The sequence below is a fragment of the Streptomyces sp. JH34 genome, from assembly GCF_029428875.1.
Taxonomy (GTDB): Bacteria; Actinomycetota; Actinomycetes; order Streptomycetales; family Streptomycetaceae; genus Streptomyces.
Genome location: NZ_JAJSOO010000001.1, coordinates 1,384,889 through 1,402,315 on the forward strand (window position 1 = coordinate 1,384,889; position 17,427 = coordinate 1,402,315).

General features: G+C 72.8%; 15 protein-coding genes. 6 read left to right on the forward strand and 9 right to left on the reverse strand.

Annotated features, from left to right (window positions below):
* Window positions 1-202: 202 nt before the first annotated feature.
* On the forward strand, window positions 203-1,114 hold the full coding sequence (locus LWJ43_RS06195) for a GNAT family N-acetyltransferase (RefSeq protein ID WP_277331278.1): 912 nt from the start codon (window positions 203-205) through the stop codon (window positions 1,112-1,114).
* Here the strand turns inward: LWJ43_RS06195 and LWJ43_RS06200 are convergent.
* Window positions 1,086-2,471 (reverse strand): GH1 family beta-glucosidase, encoded by a 1,386-nt coding sequence (locus LWJ43_RS06200; protein ID WP_277331279.1) that lies wholly within the window; start codon window positions 2,469-2,471, stop codon window positions 1,086-1,088. The genes LWJ43_RS06195 and LWJ43_RS06200 overlap by 29 nt on opposite strands.
* 203 nt (window positions 2,472-2,674) lie before the next feature.
* Between LWJ43_RS06200 and treZ the strand changes: the two genes are divergently transcribed.
* Window positions 2,675-4,435 (forward strand): malto-oligosyltrehalose trehalohydrolase, encoded by a 1,761-nt coding sequence (treZ, locus tag LWJ43_RS06205; protein WP_277331280.1) that lies wholly within the window; start codon window positions 2,675-2,677, stop codon window positions 4,433-4,435.
* 24 nt (window positions 4,436-4,459) lie between these two features.
* Here treZ and LWJ43_RS06210 read toward each other — a convergent pair whose 3' ends face one another.
* The 3 genes from LWJ43_RS06210 to LWJ43_RS06220 all read right to left on the reverse strand — a co-directional run bounded on the left by LWJ43_RS06210 (window position 4,460) and on the right by LWJ43_RS06220 (window position 7,098).
* On the reverse strand, window positions 4,460-5,128 hold the full coding sequence (locus LWJ43_RS06210; protein WP_277331281.1) for a hypothetical protein: 669 nt from the start codon (window positions 5,126-5,128) through the stop codon (window positions 4,460-4,462).
* Window positions 5,129-5,248: 120 nt separating this feature from the next.
* Entirely contained in the window at window positions 5,249-6,379 is a 1,131-nt protein-coding gene (locus LWJ43_RS06215) for an aminopeptidase P family protein (RefSeq protein WP_277331282.1), read from the reverse strand.
* Window positions 6,380-6,471: 92 nt separating this feature from the next.
* Window positions 6,472-7,098 carry a nucleoside/nucleotide kinase family protein gene (locus LWJ43_RS06220; protein WP_277331283.1) on the reverse strand — a complete coding sequence of 209 codons (627 nt, stop codon included), beginning with the start codon at window positions 7,096-7,098 and terminating at the stop codon, window positions 6,472-6,474.
* Window positions 7,099-7,197: 99 nt separating this feature from the next.
* Between LWJ43_RS06220 and LWJ43_RS06225 the strand changes: the two genes are divergently transcribed.
* On the forward strand, window positions 7,198-7,584 hold the full coding sequence (locus LWJ43_RS06225) for a VOC family protein (RefSeq protein ID WP_147961208.1): 387 nt from the start codon (window positions 7,198-7,200) through the stop codon (window positions 7,582-7,584).
* 15 nt (window positions 7,585-7,599) lie between these two features.
* Here LWJ43_RS06225 and LWJ43_RS06230 read toward each other — a convergent pair whose 3' ends face one another.
* From LWJ43_RS06230 to LWJ43_RS06245, 4 genes are all read right to left on the reverse strand, one after another.
* Entirely contained in the window at window positions 7,600-8,505 is a 906-nt protein-coding gene (locus tag LWJ43_RS06230; RefSeq protein WP_277331284.1) for a LysR family transcriptional regulator, read from the reverse strand.
* A 30-nt stretch (window positions 8,506-8,535) separates the two neighbouring features.
* Window positions 8,536-9,729 (reverse strand): glycine C-acetyltransferase, encoded by a 1,194-nt coding sequence (locus LWJ43_RS06235; protein ID WP_147961206.1) that lies wholly within the window; start codon window positions 9,727-9,729, stop codon window positions 8,536-8,538.
* Window positions 9,730-9,771: 42 nt separating this feature from the next.
* Window positions 9,772-10,800 (reverse strand): L-threonine 3-dehydrogenase, encoded by a 1,029-nt coding sequence (gene tdh / locus LWJ43_RS06240; RefSeq protein WP_277331285.1) that lies wholly within the window; start codon window positions 10,798-10,800, stop codon window positions 9,772-9,774.
* A 252-nt stretch (window positions 10,801-11,052) separates the two neighbouring features.
* Window positions 11,053-11,508, reverse strand: a complete 456-nt coding sequence (locus LWJ43_RS06245; RefSeq protein ID WP_277331286.1) for a MarR family winged helix-turn-helix transcriptional regulator — start codon at window positions 11,506-11,508, stop codon at window positions 11,053-11,055.
* Between the two features lie 143 nt (window positions 11,509-11,651).
* Here LWJ43_RS06245 and LWJ43_RS06250 point away from each other — a divergent pair, with 143 nt between their 5' ends.
* Both LWJ43_RS06250 and LWJ43_RS06255 read left to right on the forward strand, forming a co-directional pair.
* Window positions 11,652-12,125 (forward strand): MarR family winged helix-turn-helix transcriptional regulator, encoded by a 474-nt coding sequence (locus LWJ43_RS06250; RefSeq protein ID WP_277331287.1) that lies wholly within the window; start codon window positions 11,652-11,654, stop codon window positions 12,123-12,125.
* A gap of 152 nt (window positions 12,126-12,277) precedes the next feature.
* Window positions 12,278-13,870: an MFS transporter gene (locus LWJ43_RS06255; RefSeq protein WP_277331288.1), complete on the forward strand. Its 1,593-nt coding sequence runs from the start codon at window positions 12,278-12,280 to the stop codon at window positions 13,868-13,870.
* Between the two features lie 53 nt (window positions 13,871-13,923).
* On the opposite strand, the gene LWJ43_RS06260 is transcribed toward LWJ43_RS06255, so the two are convergent.
* The gene (locus LWJ43_RS06260) at window positions 13,924-14,760 is read right to left on the reverse strand and encodes an alpha/beta fold hydrolase (RefSeq protein ID WP_277331289.1); all 837 of its coding nucleotides are present in this window, start codon (window positions 14,758-14,760) and stop codon (window positions 13,924-13,926) included.
* Window positions 14,761-14,957: 197 nt separating this feature from the next.
* Between LWJ43_RS06260 and LWJ43_RS06265 the strand changes: the two genes are divergently transcribed.
* Window positions 14,958-17,375, forward strand: a complete 2,418-nt coding sequence (locus LWJ43_RS06265) for a GTPase-associated protein 1-related protein (RefSeq protein ID WP_277331290.1) — start codon at window positions 14,958-14,960, stop codon at window positions 17,373-17,375.
* The last annotated feature ends 52 nt before the right edge of the window (window positions 17,376-17,427 follow it).

Sequence of the window (17,427 nt, forward strand, 5' to 3'; positions counted from 1 at the left end):
ACCGGTGGACGTGAGGGGTCCGGGGGCCGTAGCGTCGGCGCCCGGACACCCGCCCGGCAGGGAAGGAGGCGAGACCCGTGCGCGACCCAGGCACCACCCGCGGCACCACGATCACGCGCTCCCGTTCCGTCCGCAGGACGGTGTCGGACTCGGTCTGACCGGGAGCGCCACCTCTCTCACCGAGTCCCGGAGGACACGCCCCATGACCGATGTGGTCATCCGTCCGCTCACCCCGAGCGACGCCCATCTCTTCCATTCGCTTCACGACCCCCGTCTCGTCGGCCGGTCGGCGTTCGGCCACCGCTGGGCCACCACGGCCGACGGCGGTGACTACCGCCCCGAGTGGACCTGGGTCGCCCTGCGCGACGACGTCGTCGTGGCCCGGGCCGCCTGGTGGGGCGGGCCCGAGGACACCGAGCCCCTGCTGCTCAACTACTTCGACTTCGCCGAGGGCGAGGACGAGGCGGGCGCCGAACTGCTGCGCCGCGCCCCGTGGTCCGTCGAGTACGAGCTGATCGTGCCGGCCGGCTGGCGGGACACGCCTGCGGTACGGGCGGCCGCATCGGGGCGGATGGCGGCGGCCGAGGCGGCCGGGATGAGGCCGCTGGTCGAGCGCTACCGCTACGAGTGGACGCCCGCGGACGGCCTGCCCGAGCGCCCCGGCCGGCTGGTGTTCCGCGAGGAGCCCGACGACGCGGTGATCCTGGACGTGCTGCGCCGGGTCCACTCCGAGACGCTGGACGCCCACGCGCTGCGCACCATCGCGGGCCCGGGCGGTCTGGAGCAGGCCGCCCGCGAGGAGCTGGACTTCTTCAACTGGTGTCCCTCGCCCCGCTCCTGGTGGCAGCTCGCCCACACCCCGGACGGCGCGCTCGCGGGCATCCATGTGCCCGCCCGTAATCCGGGCGGACCGTGCGTCGGCTTCATCGGGGTCGTTCCCGAGGCGCGCGGGCACGGCTACGGCTACGACCTGCTCGTCGAGTGCACCCGCTTCCTCGCCGGCGAGGGCGCCACCGCCGTCGCGGGCGCGACGGACCGGGGCAACGTGCCGATGGCCGCCGCGTTCGCCCGGGCGGGCCACCGCGTCATCCAGGAGCGCGTTCACCTGGTGTGAGGGGCGAACCCCCCGTGCGCTGTGCGCGGATCACGTCGCGGTACCAGGCGTAGGACTCCTTCGGGGTCCTTCGCAGGGTCTCGTAGTCGATGTGGACCAGGCCGAACCGCTTGCTCGCGCCCTCGGTCCATTCGACGTTGTCTGTCAGTGACCAGGTGAAGTAGCCGCGCACGTCGACGCCCGCGTCGATGGCCGTGCGCAGCGCCTCCAGGTGTCCTTCCAGGAAGGCGATGCGGCGTCCGTCGGCGACGGGCTCGTCGACGGCGCAGCCGTTCTCCGTGATGTAGACCGGCGGCAGCCGGTCGCCGAAGCGGTCCCGCAGCTGACCGAGTGTCTCGGCGAGGCCCTGGGGCACTACGGGCCAGCCGAAGTCGGTGGTGTCGTACCCCTCGATCTCCCTGATACCGAAGGGGAGGCCGGCGGGCATCGAGTAGCCCGAGAAGGAGTCCAGCGCTTCGGGCCTGGGGGCGCCGACGAGGGTCGGGTTGTAGTAGTTGACGCCGTACCAGTCGAGGGGGGCCGAGATGATCTTGAGGTCGTCCTCGACGGGGCCGGGCATCAGGGCCGCGAAGCCCTCGTCCGGGTACCTTCCGGTGAGGACCGGATCGGCGAACAGCCAGTTGGTGAGGGTGTCGTAGAGCTCCGCGCCCAGGCGGTCCTCGTCGGTGTCCCCCGCCGTCCAGACGGGCGAGTGGGAGAGCGCGATGCCGATGTTGCCCGCGCCCGCGGCGCGCAGCGCCCGCACGGCCAGGCCGTGGGCGAGCAGCTGGTGGTGGGCGGCCGGCAGTGCGTCGAAGAGCAGTGTGCGGCCGGGGGCGTGCTCGCCGAGGGCGTAGCCGAGCATCGTCACCTCGGCGGGTTCGTTGATGGTGATCCACATGGGGACCCGGTCGGCGAGGCGTTCGGCGACCATGCCCGCGTACTCGGCGAAGCGGTAGGCGGTGTCCCGGTTGAGCCAGCCGCCGGCCTCGTCCAGCGGGAGCGGCGTGTCCCAGTGGTAGAGGGTCGGGGCGGGGGTGATGCCGTGGGCGCAGAGCTCGTCGACGAGCCGGTCGTAGAAATCCAGTCCGGCGGGGTTGAGCGAGCCGCTGCCGCCGGGCACGACCCGGGGCCAGCTGATGGAGAAACGGAACGCGTCCGCGCCGAGTCCGGCGAGCAGGGCGACGTCCTCGCGGTAGTGCTCGTGGAAGCCGGTGCCCCGGGTGGTGTCGGTGCCGTCCTTGATCCGGCCGGGCTGGGCGGCGAAGGCGTCCCAGCCGGAGGGCCCTTTGCCGTCGGCGTCGAAGGCCCCTTCCGTCTGGAAGGCGGAGGCGGATGCGCCCCACAGGAAGCCGGGTGGGAAGGTCGGCACGGTCATCTCGGCCTCCAGCAGCCGTAAGGGGGACCTCGTGGTACTGCCCGGGCTCGCCGCGAATGAGCAGAACCCGGTAGGGCAATGATCAGGACCAGACCCTAATCGCCAGTTGCGGGCTCGCTCCAGTGTCCCGGGGCCGTGCGTGCGAATTCCGCCGATCATGGGGCCTCCGGCGAGGCATCAGGTTCATGGACGAGGAGTGCTGAATGCAGTTCGAGGTGTGGGCCCCCGAGGCCGGGTCGGCCGCGCTGTGCACGGCGGAGGGACGCCGGCCGATGGAGCGCGACCCGCAGCGCGCGGGCTGGTGGACGGCGGAGGCCGAGGCCGCCGACGGCGACCGCTACGGCTTCTCGCTCGACGACGGCCCCGTGCTGCCCGATCCGCGCTCCCGGCGCCAGCCGGAGGGGCCGGACGGCGAGAGCGCGGTCGTCGACCAGGACGCGTACGCCTGGCGGAACACCTGGGCGGGGCGTGGGCTGCCCGGCGCGGTCCTGTACGAACTGCACGTCGGTACCTTCACGGACGCGGGCACCTTCGACGCCGCGGCCGAGCGGCTCGGCCATCTGGTGGACCTCGGCATCACGCATGTGTCCGTGATGCCCGTCTGCCCGTTCCCGGGAACCCACGGGTGGGGGTACGAAGGGGTGTCGCTCTGGGCGGTGCACGAGCCGTACGGCGGTCCGGACGGATTGAAGCGCTTTGTCGACACGGCGCACGGGCTGGGTCTCGCCGTCGTCCTGGACGTGGTCCACAACCATCTGGGGCCCTCGGGCAACCACCTTCCGGCCTTCGGCCCGTACTTCACGGACACGCACCACACCCCCTGGGGCTCGGCCGTCAACCTCGACGCCCCGGGCTCGGACGAGGTCCGCGCCTATCTGCTCGGCAGCGCACTCGCCTGGTTGCGGGACTACCGCCTGGACGGACTGCGTCTGGACGCCGTCCACGCACTGGCCGACGGAAGGGCGCTCACCTTCCTGGAGGAGCTCGCCACCTCCGTCGACGCGCTCGCCTCGGAGCTCGGGCGGCCGCTCGCGCTGATCGCGGAGTCCGACCTCTGCGACCCCCGCACGACCACTCCGCGCACCGAGGGCGGGATCGGGCTGCACGCCCAGTGGAACGACGACTTCCACCACGCCCTGCACACCGCGCTCACCGGCGAGTCCCAGGGCTACTACGCCGACTTCGCGACCGCCCCGCTGGCAGCGCTCGCGAAGACCGTGACCAAGGCCTTCTTCCACAACGGGACGTACTCCAGCTTCCGGGGCCGTGCGCACGGCCGCCCGGTCGACGCCACCCGGACCCCCGCCCACCGTTTCGTCGGCTACGCGCAGACCCACGACCAGATCGGCAACCGCGCCCTCGGCGACCGGCTCGCCGCCGGGCTCTCCCCGGGTCTCCAGGCGTGCGCGGCGGCGCTGGTGCTCACCGGGCCGTTCGTCCCGATGCTGTTCATGGGCGAGGAATGGGGAGCCCGCACCCCCTGGCAGTTCTTCACCGACCACACCGACGAGGAACTCGCCCGCGCCGTACGCGACGGCAGGAGACGGGAGTTCGCGGCGCACGGCTGGGCCGAGGAGGACATCCCGGACCCGCAGGACCCGGCCACCCGGGCCCGCTCCTGTCTCGACTGGAGCGAGCCGGAGCGGGAGCCGCACGCGCGGCTGTACGCCTGGTACCGCGAGCTGATCGCCCTGCGCCGCGCCCTGCCCGACCTCTCCGACCCTGACCTGGCGTCCGTGCGGACGGCGTACGACGAGACGGCGCGCTGGATCGTCTGCCGCAGGGGCGATCTGCGGATCGCCGTCAACCTCTCCGGGGAGCCCGCCGCCATCCCGCTGGGCGCCGGCCGGCACCGGGCCGGCGGGGGCAGGGTGCTGGCCGCCTGGGAGCCGGCCGTGGCCCCCGGCACCGACGGCGTGCTGCACCTGCCGGCGGAGTCGTGCGTGGTGCTGGCCGACGACTGAGACCGGGCCCGGTGAGGGGCGGTCTCAGTTCCTCCCCCTGTCCCACGCCAACAGCCGGCCGTCGAAGGAACGGACCAGCGCCAGCAGCCCGGCCCCTGCCCGCGGATCCAGGAGCGGTTCGTGGAGATACAGCATCTTTCCGTGCGCCTTGTACTGCAGGGGCACCCGGCCGCCCTCGCGCCAGATGATGCGGCCGGGCCCCCGGAGGGGCTCACCGTCGCCGTTGAGCAGGGACGCCAGGTAGAAGAGCGGCACCAGGGGCGAGAACAGCCACCACACGCACCACCAGATGATCCGGCCCTTGTATCCGACCACGTCGGGTGCGCCGGGCCCGCTCACCGTCCACCGGGTGCGCAGCCCCTTCGTGAACGCCTTCTCACGCCGGACGGTACAGAGGAGCTCGCCGTGCGCGCCGAGCACCTGGTAGACCGAGACGCCCTTCTCGCAGAAGGCGGTGACCACGGTGGCGACGCGCGCCCCGCGGTACTCGTCCGCCCACAGCACGAAGGAGCGCACGCCGCTGCCCCGGGCCGCGAGATAGGCGGGTACGCCGCCCGACGGCAGTTCCCGTTCCACGTGACCCACCGTCCGGGACGGCCCCGGTTTGGCGAAGAAGTTGATCGTGCGGGCGACCGTCTCCGAGCCGGCGCCGCCCGGTCGGAGCTGGTGACGCATCGTCAGTGATCCGAACATCAGGCATCCCCCTGTGACACCCTCCTCGCCGGTACGAGGAGCGTTCGAATCCTAAGGGCTGTGGCGGATGGGGGCGCACCGGTCCCGCGGGCCGGCAGCTCCGCCTCCGGCAGTGGTCCGCTACTCGACGACCGCCAGTTCGCGGGCGGTGGTGTTCAGCCGCCTGCCGCCGGTCCGCGTGACCGTGACGATGTCCTCGATGCGGACGCCGAAGCGGCCGGGGAGGTAGATGCCCGGCTCGACGGAGAAGCACATCCCGGGGACCAGCGGCTGCTCCTCACCCTCGATCATGTACGGCGGCTCGTGGGTGGTGACGCCGATGCCGTGGCCGGTGCGGTGGATGAACCGTTCGCCGTAGCCGAATTCGGTGATGACGGCGCGTGCGGCCCGGTCGACGTCCTGGCAGGCCGCTCCGGGCCGCACGGCGCCGCAGCCGGCCTCCTGGGCCTCCCGTACGACGTCGTGGACCCGCTGCTCCTCCGCGGTGGGTTCGCCGACGTGGACCGTGCGGGAGGTGTCGGAGCCGTAACCGTGCTTCAGCCCGCCGAAGTCCAGGACCACCATGTCGCCCTGCTCGATGGTGCGGTCGCTCGCCTCGTGGTGCGGGTTTGCGCCGTTGGGTCCTGACCCCACCACCGTGAAGTCGACCTGGGAGTGCCCGTGTCCGATGAGGAGTGCGGCCAGGTCGGCGGCCACGTCGCTCTCCCTGCGGCCGGAGAAGCGGACCTTCAGGATCTGCTCGTACGTCGCGTCGGCCGCGGCCCCCGCTGCTGCGAGCCTCTCCAGCTCGGCCGCGTCCTTGACCGCGCGGAGCATCGGCAGGGTGTCGGTCAGCGAGGCGTAGGAGGTGTCGGGGAGCAGCTTGTGCAGGGCCAGCAGATGCAGGGCCCAGGCGTTGTCGCTGATCCCGAACCGGCCCTTGGCGTCGAGCAGTCCGGCGGTCAGGGTGTACGGGTTCGCGGCGTCGGTCCAGTCCCGCAGGGTCAGGGCGGGGGAACCGGCAGCCCGTTCCGCGTCCGCCGCCTCCAGGGCCGGGACGACGAGGACGGGGTCGTGGCCCGCCCTGAGGACGAGCAGGGTGAGGCGCTCCGTGTCCGCGGTCGGCCGGTATCCGGTGAGGTGGACCATGTCGGGCCCCGGTGCCACGAGGACGCCGGCCAGTCCCGCGGCGTCGGCCGACTCGGCGGCGCGGGTCATCCTGGCCCGGTAGTCGTCGGCTGTGAAGGGGGCGGGCTGGTCGGTGCTGGGCATGGGGTACCTCCTGGCGGGGCGACGCGGCACACAGCATCCTGCCCGCCCGCCGGTGCGGGCGCGAGCGGGATTCCACGCGTGCCGCGCCCGGTTCAGCGAAGCCGTACGACGAGGTCGGCGCGGTCGCGGTGCCGCTCGACGAGCCGGGCGTTGCGCTCGTCGGAACCTGCCACCCAGTGCTCGGCGTGCGGGCGTGACCTGCCGAAGGCCACATGCCGGTCCACCAGCCCGCGCACCCGCAGTGCGGGATCGGCGTCCAGGAACCAGACCTCGTCCAGCAGTCCGCGTACGGGCGCCCAGGGGCCCTCGTCCAGGAGCAGGTAGTTGCCCTCGGTCACGACGAGGGGGATGTCAGCGGGGACGCGCACGGATCCGGCGACCGGCTCCTCCAGCGCGCGGTCGAAGGCGGGCGCATACACCGGGTCCTGGCCTTGGGGGTGGCGCAGCCGGCGCAGCAGGGCCGCGTACCCGGCGGCGTCGAAGGTGTCGGGGGCGCCCTTGCGTCCGGCTCTGCCGAGGCGTTCCAGTTCGGCGCCCGCCAGATGGAAGCCGTCCATGGGGACCAGAACCGCGTTCCCTTCGAGCCGTTCGACGATGCGGGCGGCCAGCGTGGACTTCCCGGCGCCGGGCGCCCCCGCGATGCCGAGGATGCGGCGTCCGCCGCCGGTGGCGAGTCGGCGGGCGCGTTCCGTCAGCGCGTCGAGGTCGCTCGTGTCCATGGCGGGCATTGTCCCCTGGGCGGGACGACACGCGTTAGTGTTACGTATAACTCACACATGGACCGTGCTGCTCCCGCACTGCTGAGGACGAGGATCCCCATGTCCCACATCGCCCTGGTCACGCTGGTCGTCCGCGACTACGACGAGGCTCTCTCCTTCTACACCGACGCCCTCGGGTTCGAGCTGGTGGAGGACACCGACCGGGGCGACGGCTCCCGCTGGGTGGTGGTCCGTCCCCGGGGCACGTCCGGTACCGGTCTGCTCCTGGCACGCGCCAAGGACGAGGCGCAGCTCGGTAGCGTCGGGGCGCAGACCGGCGGCCGGGTCGGATTCTTCCTGCACACGGAGGACTTCGCGGGTGACCACGAGCGGATGCGGGCGGCCGGGGTCCGCTTCCTGGAGGAACCGCGGCACGAGACGTACGGCTCGGTCGCCGTCTTCGAGGACCTGTACGGCAACCGGTGGGACCTGCTGCAGCCGGCGTGACCTCGTACCCCGACGTCAGACGGGCCCCGCCGCCGCGCGCAGCGCCTCCAGGACCGGCTTGATCAGAGGGTGCCCCTCGGCGCCCTGCCGCACCGCGGCGAAGACGCGCCGGGTCGGGGCGGCGCCCTCCACCGGCCGCACGACGACTCCGCCGAGGTCCGTGCCGCGCAGCGCCGAGCGGGGCACCAGGGCCACCCCGGCACCCGCCCCGGCCAGGGCGACCACGGCGTGGAAGTCGTCGGACGAGTGCTCCAGCAGCGGCTCGAACCCGGCGTACTCGCAGGCCAGGACCACCACGTCGTGACAGGGGTTGCCGGGGTACGGGCCGATCCAGCTGTCCTTGGCCAGATCGGCGACGGCGACGTGGTCCTGGCCCGCCAGACGGTGCCCGACCGGCAGCACCGCGTCGAAGGGCTCGGAGTACAGCGGCACCCGGGTCAGCCGGCGGTCGTCGTCACCGGGCGCGCCCCGGTATTCGACGGCCACCGCCACATCGACCTGCCGGTCCAGCACCATCGGCACGCTGGCGTCGCCCTCGGCGTCCTGGACCCGGACCCGGATGCCCGGCGCGGTGCGGGTGAGCTCGGCGATCGCGGGGGCGAGCACGAGCCCGATGCCCGTGGCGAACGCGGCGACGGTGACCGTCCCGGCCACACCCGCACCGTAGTCGGCGAGCTCCGCCTCGGCCCGCTCCAGCTGGGCGAGGACCGCGTTGGCGTGGGTGAGCAGGATCTCCCCGGCGGCGGTCATCCGCGCACCGCGCGCGCCGCGCTCGACCAGCCGGTGACCGGTCTCCTGCTCCAGGGCGGCCAGCTGCTGGGAGACGGCCGAAGGGGTCAGGTACAGCGCGGCGGCCGCGGCGGTCACCGTGCGGTGGTCGGCCACCGCACGGAGGATGCGCAGCCGCCGTGCATCGATCATGCGCTCATTGTCCCAGCTCGCAGGGCGGTTCTACGCCTCCAGCGCGGCCCGTGCGCCGACGAAGGCGTCCACGGCGCGGTTGACGTCCTCGGTGGAGTGCGCGGCGGAGAGCTGGACGCGGATGCGGGCGGCCCCCTGCGGGACGACGGGGTAGGAGAACCCGATCACGTACACCCCGCGTTCGAGGAGCAGCTCCGCCATCCTGCTCGCCTTCGCCGCGTCCCCGATCATGACGGGGGCGATGGCGTGGTCGCCGGGCAGTATGTCGAAGCCCTCCTCGGTCATCCGCGAGCGGAAGAGCGCGGTGTTGGCGGCGAGCCGCTCGCGCAGGTCGCCCGCGGACTCCAGCAGGTCGATGACCTTGAGGGAGGCGGCGGCGATGACCGGGGCGAGGGAGTTGGAGAAGAGGTACGGGCGGGAGCGCTGGCGCAGCAGCGCGACGATCTCGGCGCGCGCGGCGACGTAACCGCCGGAAGCGCCGCCCAGCGCCTTCCCGAGCGTGCCGGTGATGATGTCCACCCGGTCCATGACCCCGTGCAGCTCGGGGGTGCCCCGGCCGCCGGGACCGACGAAGCCGACGGCGTGCGAGTCGTCGACCATGACCATGGCGTCGTAGCGGTCGGCGAGGTCGCAGATCTCGGCGAGCGGGGCGACGTAACCGTCCATGGAGAAGACGCCGTCGGTGACGACGAGGCGGCGGCGCGCCCCGGACGCCTCCTTGAGCTGCTGCTCCAGGTCCGCCATGTCGCGGTTGGCGTAGCGGTGGCGCTTCGCCTTGGAGAGGCGGATGCCGTCGATGATGGAGGCGTGGTTGAGGGCGTCGGAGATCACCGCGTCCTCGGGGCCAAGCAGCGTCTCGAAGACTCCGCCGTTGGCGTCGAAGCAGGAGGAATAGAGGATCGTGTCCTCCTGGCCGAGGAAGGCCGAGAGCCGCTGCTCGAGCTCCTTGTGGACCTCCTGGGTGCCGCAGATGAAGCGGACGGACGCGAGTCCGTAGCCCCAGCGGTCCAGCGCCTCGTGGGCGGCGGCGACGACCTCGGGGTGGTCGGCGAGGCCCAGGTAGTTGTTGGCGCAGAAGTTCAGCACCTCGCCCGCGCGACCCCCGGCGGTGACGGCGACGGTGGCGGACTGCGGGGTGCCGATGACCCGCTCGGGCTTCTGGAGTCCGGCGTCGCGGATCTCGTCGAGGGTGATGCGCAGGTCGTCGCGTACGGAATCGAACATGAAGGGTGTCTCCCAGGTGGATACGGGTGCGTACGAGGAGCTTCAGGCGGCCCAGTCGAGGAGAACCTTGCCACCGAGTCCGCTCGCGGCGTCGTCGAACGCGGCTTCGAAGTCGCGGTAGCCGTACCGGCCGGTGATCACGGGGGCGAGGTCGAGCCCGCCCTCCAGGAGCACGGACATGGCGTACCAGGTCTCGTACATCTCACGGCCGTAGATGCCCTTGATCGTCAGCATGGAGGTGACGATCCGGGACCAGTCGACGGGGAACTCGGCGGACGGCAGTCCGAGCATCGCGATCCGGCCGCCGTGCGTCATGTTGGCGATCATGTCGCGCATGGCCTCGGGGCGCCCGGACATCTCCAGGCCGATGTCGAAGCCCTCGCGCAGACCGAGCCGGCGCTGGCCGTCGGCGATGGTCTCGCCCGAGACGTTCAGGGCGAGGTCGACGCCGACCTTCCTCGCCAGGTCGAGACGGGCCTCGCTGACGTCGGTGATGGCGACGTTGCGGGCGCCCGCGTGACGCGCCACGGCGGCCGCCATGATGCCGATCGGGCCCGCCCCGGTGATCAGCACGTCCTCACCGACCAGCGGGAAGGACAGGGCGGTGTGCACGGCGTTGCCGAACGGGTCGAAGATCGCGGCGACGTCGAGGTCGACCTTGTCCCGGTGCACCCAGACGTTCGAGGCGGGCAGCGCCAGGTACTCCGCGAACGCCCCGTCCCTGCCGACGCCGAGGCCGAGGGTGGAGCGGCACAGGTGCCGGCGCCCGGCGAGGCAGTTGCGGCACTTCCCGCAGACCAGGTGGCCCTCGCCGCTGACCAGGTCGCCGACCTTGATGTCGACGACGTCCGCGCCGATCCCGGCGACCTCGCCGACGAACTCGTGGCCCAGGACGAGCGGGGTGCGCACGGCCTGCTGCGCCCAGCCGTCGTAGTCGCGGATGTGCAGGTCGGTCCCGCAGATGCCGGTGCGGAGGACCTTGATCAGCACGTCCCCGGGGCCGGTCTCCGGCTCGGGCACGTCCATCAGCCACAGTCCCGGCTCGGCCTTGTGCTTCACGAGTGCCTTCACGGCTGCGGCTCCCTGTACCTGGTGCGTGGTGGACACCCCCGGCCCGGGACATGCCGAAGCCGGCCTGCGGCCCGGGGTTGCGGGGGATGCGGCGGACGGGACAGGACGAACCGCCTGTCACCGTTCTCTGCCGTCACCGAGAAATGTGCCGCACCCGGCGCCCCAGGTCCATCGAGGATTTCTTAAGCTCCGCGGTAGATCCTCTTCAGGCCCGCCCCGGACTCACTCCCGGGCCTGGCGCGGGCCCTCGCTTCAGGGCCGTGGCCAGGGCCGTCCGTCGAGGTTCTCGATGTCCGTGTTGAGGCGCTTCAGACATGCGGCGAGGACGGCGACCTCGTCCGGCGACCACGCGGCCATGACGCGCTCCAGCCCTCCGATGTTCTCCGCACGCTCCGCGGCCAGGCCGAGCTCACCCTCAGAGGTGATGCGGAACTTGCGGGCGATGCCCCCATCGGGGTCCGGGATGCGTTCGACGAGACCCGCCCGCAGCATGGCGGCGGTCTGCCGGTTCAGGGTGGACGCGTCGAGGCCGAAGGCGTCACTGAGCTGCCCGATGGACATCGGGCCCTGCACTCGGATCCGGCTCAGCAGCGTGTAGGCGCTGCGGTCGAGCCGCCCGCCGTCCCGCCTCGACCGGGGCGCGCCGAGCTGGAGGTGCCGCCCCAGCAGCATCGTCTCGAACTCGATCAGGTGCGTCGGCTTGTCCATCGCCTGAGTCACAGTCCTTGTCTCGACCGCGTGAGCGGTGCCTCGGGGCTCTCGACGGCACGTATACCACCCGGAAGCCGGTCGGGCCGACGCCACATTTAGGTATGTTGACATAGCTATTATCCAGTACCTATGCTGCGGGGGTGCCCGATCCGACCCCGCCCGCCCAGGCCGTCGACCGCGTAGCCTCCGCGCTCGTGGCGTCCCTGCCTGCGCTGTACCGGGGTCTGGAGCGGAAGGTCGCGCAGGAGTTCCCGCATCCCCGGCTCCCCGACGGCCAGTTGGCACTGCTGTTCCTCGTCGAGGAGCGCGAGGGGATCACCGTCCGGGAGACGGCCGAAGCCCTGGTGATGAAGCCGAACAACGTCAGCGCCCTGGTCTCCCAGCTCACCGATCTCGGGCTGCTGGAGCGCAGGCGGGACACGGCCGACAGGCGGATCGCCCACCTGCACCCGACGCCCACCGCCCGCGAGCGGCTCGCCGCGGCGCGGGCGCTCAAGGAAGCGCATCTGGCCCGCGCGCTGCACACCCTCACCGAGGGACAGCTCGACGCCCTCGGAGCGGCCCTGGGCGCGCTGGCGTCACTGAACGGACGTCTGCACTCCCCCGCAGGCTGACTTCCTCCGCCCGGCAGGGCCGTGCCGGTCCCACCGGCCGGCTGCCGCCGGGTGCCGCCATGTGCCGCCATGTGCCGACGACCGCGCCGCGGTCGTCGTGTCCCGGCGCATCCCTTCCCGTCGTACCGACGTTTCACAGACAAGGCTCCACCATGTCCTCCACCACCGTGGACACCTCCTCACTGCCCGAAAGCAGCCCGCCGGACGCGCCGAGGGGCAGGCGCGCCAACCCCTGGCTGACGCTGATCGCCGTCGCCGTCGGCCTGTTCATGGTCAACCTCGACGGTTCCGTCGTCGCGATCGCCAACCCGGAGATCGGCCGGGACCTCGACGCGTCCACCGCCGACCTGCAGTGGGTGACCAACGCCTATCTGATAGCCATGGCCGCCCTGCTCATCCTGGGCGGCAAGCTGGGTGACCGGCTCGGCCGGCACACGGTCTACATGGTCGGCACCGTCGGCTTCACCCTCGCCTCCGTGGCGATCGGGCTGGCGGGCTCCATCGAGGGCGTGATCGCCTTCCGTGCGGTGCAAGGGCTCTTCGCCGCCCTGCTCATCCCCAACACCCTCGGTCTGCTGCGCGCGGTCTTCCCGCCCCGGAAGTTCGGTATGGCCGTGGGCCTGTGGGCCATGGTGGCGTCCTGCTCCACCGCGCTCGGGCCGATCGTCGGCGGGCTGCTCATCGAGCACGTCGACTGGGAGTCGGTCTTCTGGATCAACGCCCCCATCGGCCTCTTCGCGCTGGTCTTCAGCCTGTTCGTGCTCCCGAAGAGCAAGGACTCCACGGGACACCACCGCTTCGACGTGCCCGGCGTGATCCTCCTCGCCGTCGGCCTGGTCGCCCTGATCTTCGGCGTGGTCAAGGGGGAGACATGGGGCTGGACGTCCGGCGGGACGCTGGGATCGATCGCCGCGGGCCTGGCCGTGCTGGCCGTCTTCTGCTGGTACGAGACCCGTCAGGAGCACCCGCTGCTGCCGATGCGCCTCTTCCGCAGCCGTTCGCTGACCATCGGCACGATCGTCACCGCGATCAACTTCTTCGTGATGCTGGGCGTCATCTTCTTCGTGATGCTGTACCTGCAGAACGTGCGGGGCTTCTCCCCGGTCGAGGCCGGTGTCCGCACGCTGCCGTTCAGCCTCGCGACCGTGGTGGCGGCACCGCTCGGCGCCACCCTGACGCAGCGCTTCGGCCCGCGGGTCACCATGCCGGTGGGCATGGTCCTCCAGGCGGCGGCCTCCCTGTGGATGCTGACCTGGGACGCCGGTTCGGCGTTCGCGGCGATGTGGCCGCCCTTCCTCGCCATCGGTCTCGGTGTCGGCATGGTGATGTCGGCGTCCTCCGACGCGATCGTCGGCAACGCCCCCAGGAAGGACGGCGGCGTCGCGGGCGGGCTCCAGGCAACCTCGCTGCAGATCGGCGGCGCCCTCGGCACGTCCGTGCTGGTGTCGCTGATCAGCGGCAGAGTGGGCTCGACCCTCACCGGCGAGCTGACCTCCGCCGGTGTCCCGGCGGGCGCGGCGGCAGGCTTCGAGAAGGCCGAGGACGCGGTGTCCATGGGAGTCTCGCCCGTGTCGGCGGACATGCCGGCGCAGCTGAGGGCCGCCGTGATCGAGGGCAGCGGCAACGCGTTCATGAACGGTGTGCACTCCGCCGTGATCGTGACCGCCGTGCTGTGTGCCGTGGGCGCGCTGCTGGCCGGGTTCGGCATGCGCCGGGCCTCGGGACCGGAGGCCACCGTGGCCTGAGGACCTGCCCGTCACCATCCGGCCGGCTACGCGAGCGTGCCCGGCCGGGTCTCTCACGGCAGCGGTACGAACGCCCTGACGGCCTCGGCCAGCCGCTGCGGCTGGTCCTCGGGGATGAGCGTGTAGCTGTCGGCGATCTCCACGAGCTCGCCCCGGGGCAGCAGGTCCGCCAGTCGTCGGCCGTGGGCGGGCGGCATGACCTTGTCCTCGGCCGCCCAGACGACGAGCGCGGGCCGGTCGAACGAGCGCAACGCATCCGCCCACGCCAGGAGTTCGTCCCTGGGCGGCACTCCGAGTACGTACGCCCGCAGGTCCCTCCGGATCGCGGCGGAGGTCCACAGCGGCCGGAACCACTCGTCCATCACGTCGTGCGGGACCGGCCGCTTGCTCATCCACCCCCAGGTCAGGGGGAGCCTGCGCACCGGCTTCAGCTTCAGCAGGGCGAAGGCGAGCCGCAGCCCGCCGGGCGCCTTGGCCGCGGCGTACAGATTGCGGCCGGGCAGGCCCGGCGGAAAGTTGTCGAACGCCTCGCAGGACGTGATGACCAGCCTGCCGATCCGCTGGTCCCTGCCCTCCGCGACGAGCGCCTGCGCGCCGCCCCAGTCACTCATCACCAGGGTGACGTCGTGGAGGTCCAGTGCCTCCAGGAACTCCCCCACCAGATGGGCGACTCCGAGGACCGTCAGGTCGGCGTCGGGTCGCATGGGCCTGCGGTGGGCGCCCAGGGGCAACGTGGGTACGACGCACCGGTATCCGGGGGCCAGCCCTTCGACGACGTGGCGCCAGAGCGACCCGTTCATCGCGACCCCGTGGAGCAGGACCAGCACGGGCCCCTCACCACCGGTGTCCTCGTACTCCACCACTCCCGCGGAAAGCGTCACCTCGGTCATGGACTCCAACCTAGGGCGCCCGCCGCCGGTGTGCGGCCCAACGGGGCGTCAGGGCTTGATAGCGTCGCCCGCACGACTACGGAAAGCTCCCCGCCGGGGTCGTCGCTCCGCCGGGCCGGGCCGCACCGACAGGGCGGCGAGCGGCGGCCGGTGCGTGTGACGGGGACGCACGTGGCAGGGACGATGAGGGCCTACGCATGAGCCTCCCGCAGTTGCACTACACCTCCGTGGCGTCCGGGGACGAGGTGCCCGCCGGCCGGTTCACCGTGGTGGACCCCGCGATAGCCGGACCGGTGCGCGCGGAGGCCGCACCGCTCCTGGCGTACGACGCCCCTGAGGGCACTCCCGACCGGCTCACCGACGCCCGGCTCCGCTCACTGCCGGTGGCGTTCGCCTTCGCCGCGCTCTCCGACGGCAGTCATCTCCTCAGCCGTACGGTCGCCACGGGTGCGGGTGCTTTCCACGCCCACGCCGTGCACCTCCCGCCCGGCGCGCCGATACCCGGCCGGGTGCTCCCGGTCGCCGCGTGGGGGGCCGCCGGATGGCTCTCCTCGCCCCCCGGCCGCATGCTGCCCGATCCCCTGACCTCGATGGCGACCGCGCACGGCCCTTCGCGGGGGCTCACCAGGGAGGGGCTCGGCGACTTCGCGGTGTCCCGCAGCCCGTGGATCGCCGCCGTGCTCAGCGATCTGCGGCGCGTGAGCGAGGACCCGTCCGCGCCCCGGGTCGTCCTCGTGGAGCGGCAGAGCGCGGACGTGGCCCGCTGGATCGCCCTGGCCACGGCCGTGCTGCCCCGGGAGCACGCCGAGCGGCTGACCTTCACGACGTACACACGCCACCCCGGACGCAGGGCGCACCAGGTCATCGGCGTCCTCCCGGAGGACGCGCCCGACATCAGCGATCCGCGGTTCCGTGTCCACACCGCGTCGGGTCCGCGCCCCTCCGGGACGGTGGCCGACGCGTGGGCGGGGACCGCGGCCCGCATCTGGCGCAACCGGTCCCCCGAGCTCTTCCGGGAGGCGGCGGAACTTCCGGGCGAGCCGTTCGCCGCCGGCCCGCTGGCCGTCACGGCGCTCGGCGCCGGCATCGCGCTCGGCTCCGGGGAGCGGGCCGCGGCGGCCGACTGGGCTGCCGAGCGGCCCTACGCGCTGGACGAGAAGCGCACCCTGCAGCTGACCGACGCGCTGACCGCTCCCGCCGACGACCGTACGGCCGCGGAGTGCGCGGCGGCCCTGCGTCTGCTGACGGCCCTCGACGGGCGCTGCCCCGCCGCGGTCACGGCTCCGCTGGCCGCTCTGCTGGTGACGGAGGCGGTGCGGGGCGGGGACGTGGACCTGGAGCCTCCCGCGCGCTCCGCTTTCGACGAGCCCGCCGGGGAGCGCGCGCTCGCCGCACTGGTCGAGGAGCTCGGCGACGAACTGCTGGCCGAGCTCACCGCCGGGGTGCCCCTGGGTGTCGCGCGGACCGTGCAGCTGCTGCGGATCGCCCGGCTCCTCGGCGTCGACGGCGCGGACCTGCTCCCCGCCGTCGTCGGCCGGCTGGCCCGCGCCCTGCTCGACGATCCCGGGGCGGGCGCCCGCCGCGCGCTGCTCGATCTGCTGGACGAGCAGTTCGACGTCCGTACGGCGCTCCTCGGTGAGCTGGACCGGCTCGCCCCGGACCACCCCGCGGACGCGGAGCGGCTGCTGGCCCGGGTGGCCCTGCCGTTCACGGGGACGCAGGCTCTGCCGCATCTGCGGATGTGCGCCGAGGCGCCCGGTGCGAAGGCGCGGGGCGCGGACCGGGTGGCGGTCCTGCACACGGTGCTGCGCGCGGCGGGCATGTCCCCGTTCGCCGAGCCGCTGGTGCTGCGGACCGCCGTCGGCCTGGTGTGGGGCGAGGACACGCCGACGGCGGGCGAGGCCAGGACGCTGCTGGGCGAGACGACGTCCGACGCCCATCGGACGGCGGGCACCTGGTCGCACCTGGTCGACGCGGCGCTCGCGGCCCCCGCCGGCGACGAGGACTCCACCGAGCTCGCCCACGAACTGCTGCGCGGCTTCCCGCAGGAGCTCGGCGCGCAGGTGCGCGCCCGTCTGATGCTGCTGGACTTCGCGCGCGAGCTGCGCTCGGGTGCGCCGGAACCGGGCTGGGCCGACCGTGCCCGGGCTCTGCGCGCCCGTGCCGAACCGGCGGGCCCTCCCGCTCCCCTGCAGCACGCCTTCGGCGCCCTGGCCGAGCGGCTGCTCGCTCCGGGGCGGCCCGGGGAGGAGCTGTACGCGTTCGTGCACAGCGGGGACGAGGACCTGATCGCGGCGTACGGCACGGCCGCCCGGGGAGAAGCGGTCCTGGCGCTGCTGGGGGCGGATCCCGCGTACGTCGCGGACTGCTTCACCGTGTGGAACGCCCACCCGCACGCCGGTGCCGACTGGACCCGGACCAGGACCGCCCTGCTGGAGGAGGTGCTGCGCCCCGTGGTGCGCGGCCTTTCCCAGGAAGGCCTCGCGGCGGTGGAGCGGGCCGTGGAGGCCGAGGGGAACAGCCGCACCCTGGACGCGTTCCGCGCCTGGAACCGGCCGTCCCGCTCGCTGGGCCGCCTCGGCAGACGCATAGCCGGACGGGTGCGCAGAGGGTGACGAGGTCGTCGGACACGCCGTACGGCAGGTACCGTGGAGCGTTCTGATCTCG

Coding starts and splice junctions, on each gene's coding strand:
- LWJ43_RS06220 (WP_277331283.1), bottom strand. CDS start 7,098: ATGGACACGAGCGACCTCGACGCGCTGACGGAACGCGCCCGCCGACTC.
- treZ (WP_277331280.1), top strand. CDS start 2,675: ATGCAGTTCGAGGTGTGGGCCCCCGAGGCCGGGTCGGCCGCGCTGTGC.
- LWJ43_RS06265 (WP_277331290.1), top strand. CDS start 14,958: ATGAGCCTCCCGCAGTTGCACTACACCTCCGTGGCGTCCGGGGACGAG.
- LWJ43_RS06195 (WP_277331278.1), top strand. CDS start 203: ATGACCGATGTGGTCATCCGTCCGCTCACCCCGAGCGACGCCCATCTC.
- LWJ43_RS06230 (WP_277331284.1), bottom strand. CDS start 8,505: ATGATCGATGCACGGCGGCTGCGCATCCTCCGTGCGGTGGCCGACCAC.
- LWJ43_RS06245 (WP_277331286.1), bottom strand. CDS start 11,508: ATGGACAAGCCGACGCACCTGATCGAGTTCGAGACGATGCTGCTGGGG.
- LWJ43_RS06215 (WP_277331282.1), bottom strand. CDS start 6,379: ATGCCCAGCACCGACCAGCCCGCCCCCTTCACAGCCGACGACTACCGG.
- LWJ43_RS06235 (WP_147961206.1), bottom strand. CDS start 9,729: ATGTTCGATTCCGTACGCGACGACCTGCGCATCACCCTCGACGAGATC.
- LWJ43_RS06210 (WP_277331281.1), bottom strand. CDS start 5,128: ATGTTCGGATCACTGACGATGCGTCACCAGCTCCGACCGGGCGGCGCC.
- LWJ43_RS06200 (WP_277331279.1), bottom strand. CDS start 2,471: ATGACCGTGCCGACCTTCCCACCCGGCTTCCTGTGGGGCGCATCCGCC.
- LWJ43_RS06260 (WP_277331289.1), bottom strand. CDS start 14,760: ATGACCGAGGTGACGCTTTCCGCGGGAGTGGTGGAGTACGAGGACACC.
- LWJ43_RS06225 (WP_147961208.1), top strand. CDS start 7,198: ATGTCCCACATCGCCCTGGTCACGCTGGTCGTCCGCGACTACGACGAG.
- LWJ43_RS06255 (WP_277331288.1), top strand. CDS start 12,278: ATGTCCTCCACCACCGTGGACACCTCCTCACTGCCCGAAAGCAGCCCG.